The organism is Falsigemmobacter intermedius (assembly GCF_004054105.1).
GTDB classification, from domain to species: domain Bacteria; phylum Pseudomonadota; class Alphaproteobacteria; order Rhodobacterales; family Rhodobacteraceae; genus Wagnerdoeblera; species Wagnerdoeblera intermedia.
Map to the genome: position 1 here is coordinate 1 of NZ_SBLC01000072.1, position 5,797 is coordinate 5,797.

Consider the following 5,797-nt stretch of genomic DNA (forward strand, 5'->3'; position numbering starts at 1 on the left):
ACCGCGTGACCGGCTTCACACAGACTGCAACACACCAGGTGAAAATAACTTGGCAATGCCTCTGCGCGAGCGTCTGAAACTCTCTGTTCCCGAAGACGTCATGGTGGCGGGCTTTGACGACATCACCTCGAGCCGCTGGCATCCCTACCGTTTGACCACAATCCGCCAGCCTGTCGAGGCTATGGTGGATGATGCGCTTGAACTGCTCAACCTCGACGACCCCGAAGAGGCGCTCGAAAGGGGTATCAACCGCGTGCATAAGGTGCGGCTCATCTGGCGCTCGACCATCACGCCGCCCAAATATCCGAAATGAAAAGGCCCCCTTTCAGGGGGCCTTTCGTATCTTACTTGGGCTGTTCCGATTTGCCTTCGGCCTGTGCTTTGCGCGCTGCCAAGATGCGCTTGTCGCGCCAAGCCTGCCAAGCGGCGATATCCTTTACCGGGAAGCTTTCGGCCATTTCGGCGTGGATCTCGTCGGCAAGCGATTGCGGCCAATCGTAATCGGTTTTGGCGCTTGCACCCATCTTGCGCATCATCGGGCCCAATTGGGCGACAAATCCGGCAAAACCTTGGGTCGCATTCAGATGGGCGGTGGCGAAAGGCCCGATCGAGAGCCAACGCAACGCAAGCCCCTCGGTCATCACGCGGTCAATGTCGGCGGCCGAGCAATAGCCCTCGCCCACCAGATGCAGCGCCTCGGCCACCAGCGTATATTGCAGCCGATTGAGCAGGAAACCGTCGATCTCCTTGTTAAGAACAACGGGTTTCATGGCGAGACTTTCCATGAAGGCCTTGGTTCGCGCCATGACCTCTGCCGAGGTGATGCCCGTGGTGCAAAGCTCGACCAAGGGTATCAGCGAGGGCGGATTGACCGGATGGGCAACCAGCGCCCGCTCGGGCTGCGCGATATGGGTGAGGAAAGTCGAGCCCGGCAGCGCCGAGGTCGAACTTGCGATCACCGCATCCGCCGGTGCGAGATCGGCGATGGCCGAGGCCACCGCACGTTTGATCTCGACATCCTCGCGCACGCTTTCTTGGATGTGATGGGCATCGCCCACCGCCTCGGCCAAAGTCACGCAGCCGCGGATGCGTGAAAGAATTTCATCGACGCCGTCTTCCAAAAGCCCTTCGGAATGAAGCTGTTGCAAGGTGACCTTAATGAGAGGCAAAGCGGCGGCGACTTGGGCGGGGTCTTGGTCGTAAAGCACGACCTCATGGCCCGCGCGGGCGAAAACCACCGCCCAAGCGCGCCCGACATTACCCGTGCCGATACAGGCGGTGCGTGCCATATCAGCCCTCGTTGCTCTGGCGCGCCCAACGGCGTTCGAATTCCCAAACCTCGGGGAAGCCGATCAGCTCGTTGAAATCGGCAAAGCTGTAAAGCTCTTGCGCGGGCGTGACCGAAGTGCCCAGTTCCTTGAAGGCGCTCAATGCCTTGAAAGCGGCTTGGGCGGCGGCAAGGCCGGTCATGGCGGGATAGATCGCCATTGCATAGCCCATGTCTTCCAATTCCTTGGCCGAGCGAATGGGGGTTTTTCCGCCATCGGCCATATTGGCCATCATGGGCGCCTTGATGCGGCGGCAGGCGTCGCGCATTTCGTCTTCGCTTTCGAGCGCCTCGACAAAGACCACATCGGCGCCAGCCGCAGCGAAAGCTTCGGCGCGTTTCAATGCACCTTCATAGCCTTCGACTTGGCGGGCATCGGTGCGGGCAATGATGAGGGTTTCCGTCGAGCGACGGGCTTCGCAAGCGACCTTGATTTTCTCGACCATGTCGATGGTGGGCACGACGCGCTTGAAGGGCGTATGGCCGCATTTCTTGGGGAATTCCTGATCTTCGATCTGCACGGCCACAACGCCGGCTTCCTCATAGCCGCGCACGGTGTGATGCACGTTCAAAAGCCCGCCATAGCCGGTGTCGGCATCGGCGATGATCGAGGCGTTCGAGGTGCGGCAGAGCGTGGCGACGCGGTCGAGCATCTGGGTGTATGAGGCGATGCCGGCATCGGGAATGCCATGGGCCGAAGCCGTGGTCCAATAGCCCGAGGCATAAGCGAAGTCGAAGCCGACCTTATTGGCGATCACGGCGGTGATCATGTCGTGCAGGCCGGGTGCGGCAACGAATTTGCCAGAGTTGAGAGCGGCGCGGAGGCTTGGTTTGGTCATTTTTTCAATCCGTTGAGATAGTCGATGGTTTCCGCCTCGGAGACGACGTCGCCATATTTCGCATTCATGTCGAAGAGGTTGGCTTCATGGGGCGCGGGGTGGCGGTCACCCACTGCCTCGCGCGGGATGATCGGAATGAAGCCATGGGCATTGGCATCGACGCAGGAAGCGCGGATGCAGCCCGAGGTCGACACGCCCGACAAGATGACGGTGTCGATGCCGAGCGAGGTCAGGGTGGGGGCGAGCGACGTGCCGAAGAAGGCCGAGGCATGCTGTTTGGAGATGCCCCATTCGTTGCGGATGTGCTTCACCGTCTCGAAGGTGAAATTCGCTGACATGTCTTTCTCTCCCTTACCCTTTTGTCCGGCTCAATCCGCCGTCCAACCCCCGTCGAGCAGCATGGCAGAGCCCGTCATCAAACTCGAGGCGTCGCTGGCGAGATAAAGCGCGGCATTGGCCACTTCTTCCACTTGGCCAAGGCGCCCCAATTTGATCTTGCCCAGAACCTGCGCCTTGAAGGCGGGGTCCTCGAAGAAGGGCTTCGTCATCGGCGTTTCGATGAAGGTCGGGCAGATGGTATTGACACGGATGCCCTTTGGCCCAAGTTCGACCGCAAGCGCCTTGGTGAAGCCTTCGATCGCCCATTTCGAGGCGCAATAAAGCGTGCGGTTCGCCGCGCCGACATGGCCCATCTGCGACGAAATATTGATGATCGAGCCGGATTTTTCCGCCGCCAGCATGCCCTTGGCCACGGCTTTCGCCGCAAAGATCGCCGCCCGCAGATTGAGGCCCATGACGGCGTCGTAATCGTCGGGGGTCACCTCTTGCAAGGGTTTGGGGCGGTTCGTTCCGGCGTTGTTTACAAAGACATCGAAGGCGGGCAGGGCGCTCAGCGCATCTGCGAAGGCCTCGACATCGGTGACATCGGCCACCAGCACTTCGGCTTTGCCGCCCGCGGCGCGGATTTGCGCCGCTGCTTCGTCAAGCTCGGATTTGGAACGGGCGCAGAGGGTAACCTCTGCGCCTGCTGCCGCCAAAGTCTGGCTTATGGCAAAACCGATGCCGCGACCCGCCCCCGTTATGAGGGCGCGCCGACCGTCCAGAGAAAAGGCTGCGAAAGCGCTGCTCATTCCGCCGCTGCTCCGTAGGGAACATTGCGTTTGCCGTAGCGGCGCACGCGGATATTGCATTGCTCGGCATGGCCGACAAAGCCCTCGAGCATGCAGAGACGCGAGCCGTAGGCACCGATATGGGCGGCGGCCTCGTCAGTGGTCACGCGCTGGTAGCTGTGGGTTTTCAGGAACTTGCCGACCCAGAGGCCGCCAGTGTAGCGACCGGCTTTCTTGGTGGGCAAGGTGTGGTTGGTGCCGATGACTTTATCGCCATTGGCGACATTGGTGCGCGGGCCGAGGAAGAGCGCGCCATAGCTGTGCATATTCTGCAAATACCAATCGTCGCGGTCGGTCATCACCTGCACATGCTCCGAGGCGATGTCGTTGGCAACCTCGAGCATTTCCTCGTGGGTGTCGCAAAGGATGACCTCGCCATAGTCCTGCCAGCTTTTCGCGGCGGTCTCTTTGGTGGGCAGGATCTCCAGAATGCGCTCGATTTCCGCGAGGGTTCCCTCGGCCAGTTTGCGGCTATTGGTGACCAGAACGGCGGGCGAGTTATAGCCATGCTCGGCTTGCCCCATAAGGTCGGTCGCGCAAAGCTCTGCATCGACGGTCTCGTCGGCGATCACCATCGTTTCGGTCGGGCCGGCGAACAGGTCGATGCCGACGCGGCCGTAAAGTTGGCGCTTGGCTTCGGCGACAAAGGCGTTGCCGGGGCCGACGAGCATATCAACGGCGGTGATGCTTTCGGTGCCGAGCGCCATCGCGCCGATGGCCTGAATGCCGCCGAGGACGTAAATCTCATGTGCGCCTGCCATATGCATCGCGGCGATGACGGCGGGATTGGGCGAACCCTTGAAGGGGGGGGTTGCGGCGATGATGCGCGGCACGCCCGCAACAGCGGCGGTCAGAACCGACATATGGGCCGAGGCAACCATGGGGAACTTGCCACCCGGCACATAGCAGCCGACCGATTGCACGGGAATGTTGCGATGTCCGAGGAAGACGCCGGGAAGGGTCTCGACCTCGATATCCTGCATGGAATTACGCTGAGCGATGGCGAAATTGCGCACCTGCTCTTGGGCGAATTTGATGTCTTCGATGTCGCGGGGCGAAACCTGCGCGATCAGGGCATCGATCTCGTCTTGGCTCAGGCGGTAGCTTTCGCGTTCGTAGCCGTCGAATTTGACGGCCATTTCTTTGACTGCGGCATCACCACGGGTCTCGATCTCGCGCAGGGCTGCCTCAACCGCCACGCGAACGGCTGCGTCATCTTGCGAACGGGCATCGGCGGGCTTGCCTTGCTTAAGGTATTGGACGGTCATTGCGAACCTCTTTTCGGGCAATTTATAGAATTGCGTTAAAAGTATTTGAGAGCGTATTCATTGACCAGTTTTTCTTATATTTCTGAAATTATTTCATGCACTCTCGCGCAGAACGAGTTCCACCGGAGCGATGCGGATAGAGCCTTGGCGCTTGGGGTCGGCGATCATGTCGTTAATCATTTGCAGCGTGTCTTGCACCATCTGGTCGATAGGCTGGCGCACCGAAGACATCTGGTAAGAGGCCCAAGCCGCCATGGGAATATCGTCGAACCCCATGACTGCAAGGTCTTCGGGGCAGCGCAGCCCGTGGTCGCGCGCCGCATCTATTGCAGCGAAGCCCATGATATCGTTGATACAAAACAGCGCTTCTGGCCGTATCTTGCCCGCCAGCATCTGCGCAACGGCGGCATAGCTCACCTGATAGTCGAAATCGCCATGGGCGAAATAGTCGATTTTGATCCCCGCTTCCCCAAGCCGGTCCTGCAGGCCGCGCGCCCTTTCGAGATGGGTTGAAGTATTGATCCTGCCCCCGATCATGCCGATGGAGCGGAAACCCTTTTTGATGAAATATTCGGCAACCATTCTGCCGCCGCCGTAATTGTCGCAGGTGACTGCGGTCATGCGGTTGTCGGGCTGGATGCGGTTGAACAGCACCACGGGCAGATTGGCGTTGCGGCAGGCTTTGACCAGCATGGACGACATAGAAGAGGTCATGATGATGGCCGCGCTCGAGCGGAATTCGAGGACCTGATTCATCACCGCATCAACATCGCTGCCCGGCGGCACGGTATGCAGGATCATCCGCCCACCCTGCGCGGAAATCGCGCGGGCGAAACGCTCGGTTGCCAGCGGATAGAATGGGTTCGACAGATCGCCCGCAACCACCGAAATGCTGTTGAAATTCGTAACTTTGCTCAGTTTGAGATGGGGGTTCACATAGCCTAGCTCTCGCGCCGAGGCGAGAATGCGATTGCGTAATTCGGGCGAGATCGGGCTGTCCGGACGGAAGGCACGGGAAACGGCAGAGGTCGAGGTTCCTGCCGCCTTGGCGACATCAGCGGCGCGTATGGTCTTTGACAAGCTAGGCTCATTCTTCTGAAATTATTCACGTGCGATTTGCGGCAGAAGGGGCGGCATTGCCAAGTTATTTTCACCTGGTGTGTTGCAGTCTGTGTGAAGCCGGTCACGCGGTCA

Annotated in this window: 7 protein-coding genes; 1 reads left to right on the forward strand and 6 read right to left on the reverse strand. The window is 59.8% G+C overall.

The window, feature by feature from the left end:
• Positions 1-313: substrate-binding domain-containing protein (locus EP867_RS18475; protein ID WP_164888948.1), on the forward strand; the 313-nt coding region annotated here is incomplete at its 5' end.
• A 31-nt stretch (positions 314-344) separates the two neighbouring features.
• Here EP867_RS18475 and EP867_RS18480 read toward each other — a convergent pair.
• The 6 genes from EP867_RS18480 to EP867_RS18505 all read right to left on the reverse strand — a co-directional run bounded on the left by EP867_RS18480 (position 345) and on the right by EP867_RS18505 (position 5,683).
• A complete protein-coding gene (locus tag EP867_RS18480) occupies positions 345-1,289 on the reverse strand; it encodes a 3-hydroxyacyl-CoA dehydrogenase (protein WP_128490925.1) in 945 nt (314 codons plus the stop codon).
• A gap of 1 nt (position 1,290) precedes the next feature.
• Positions 1,291-2,166 (reverse strand): isocitrate lyase/PEP mutase family protein, encoded by an 876-nt coding sequence (locus tag EP867_RS18485; RefSeq protein WP_128490926.1) that lies wholly within the window; start codon positions 2,164-2,166, stop codon positions 1,291-1,293.
• Positions 2,163-2,504, reverse strand: a complete 342-nt coding sequence (locus tag EP867_RS18490) for an isochorismatase family protein (RefSeq protein WP_128490927.1) — start codon at positions 2,502-2,504, stop codon at positions 2,163-2,165. Before EP867_RS18490 ends, EP867_RS18485 begins: the two co-directional genes overlap by 4 nt.
• A 30-nt stretch (positions 2,505-2,534) precedes the next feature.
• Entirely contained in the window at positions 2,535-3,296 is a 762-nt protein-coding gene (locus tag EP867_RS18495; protein ID WP_128490928.1) for an SDR family NAD(P)-dependent oxidoreductase, read from the reverse strand.
• On the reverse strand, positions 3,293-4,603 hold the full coding sequence (gene hisD / locus EP867_RS18500) for a histidinol dehydrogenase (RefSeq protein WP_128490929.1): 1,311 nt from the start codon (positions 4,601-4,603) through the stop codon (positions 3,293-3,295). The genes EP867_RS18495 and hisD overlap by 4 nt, the downstream gene beginning before the upstream one ends.
• A gap of 93 nt (positions 4,604-4,696) precedes the next feature.
• A complete protein-coding gene (locus EP867_RS18505; RefSeq protein WP_241656970.1) occupies positions 4,697-5,683 on the reverse strand; it encodes a LacI family DNA-binding transcriptional regulator in 987 nt (328 codons plus the stop codon).
• Between the last annotated feature and the right edge of the window lie 114 nt (positions 5,684-5,797).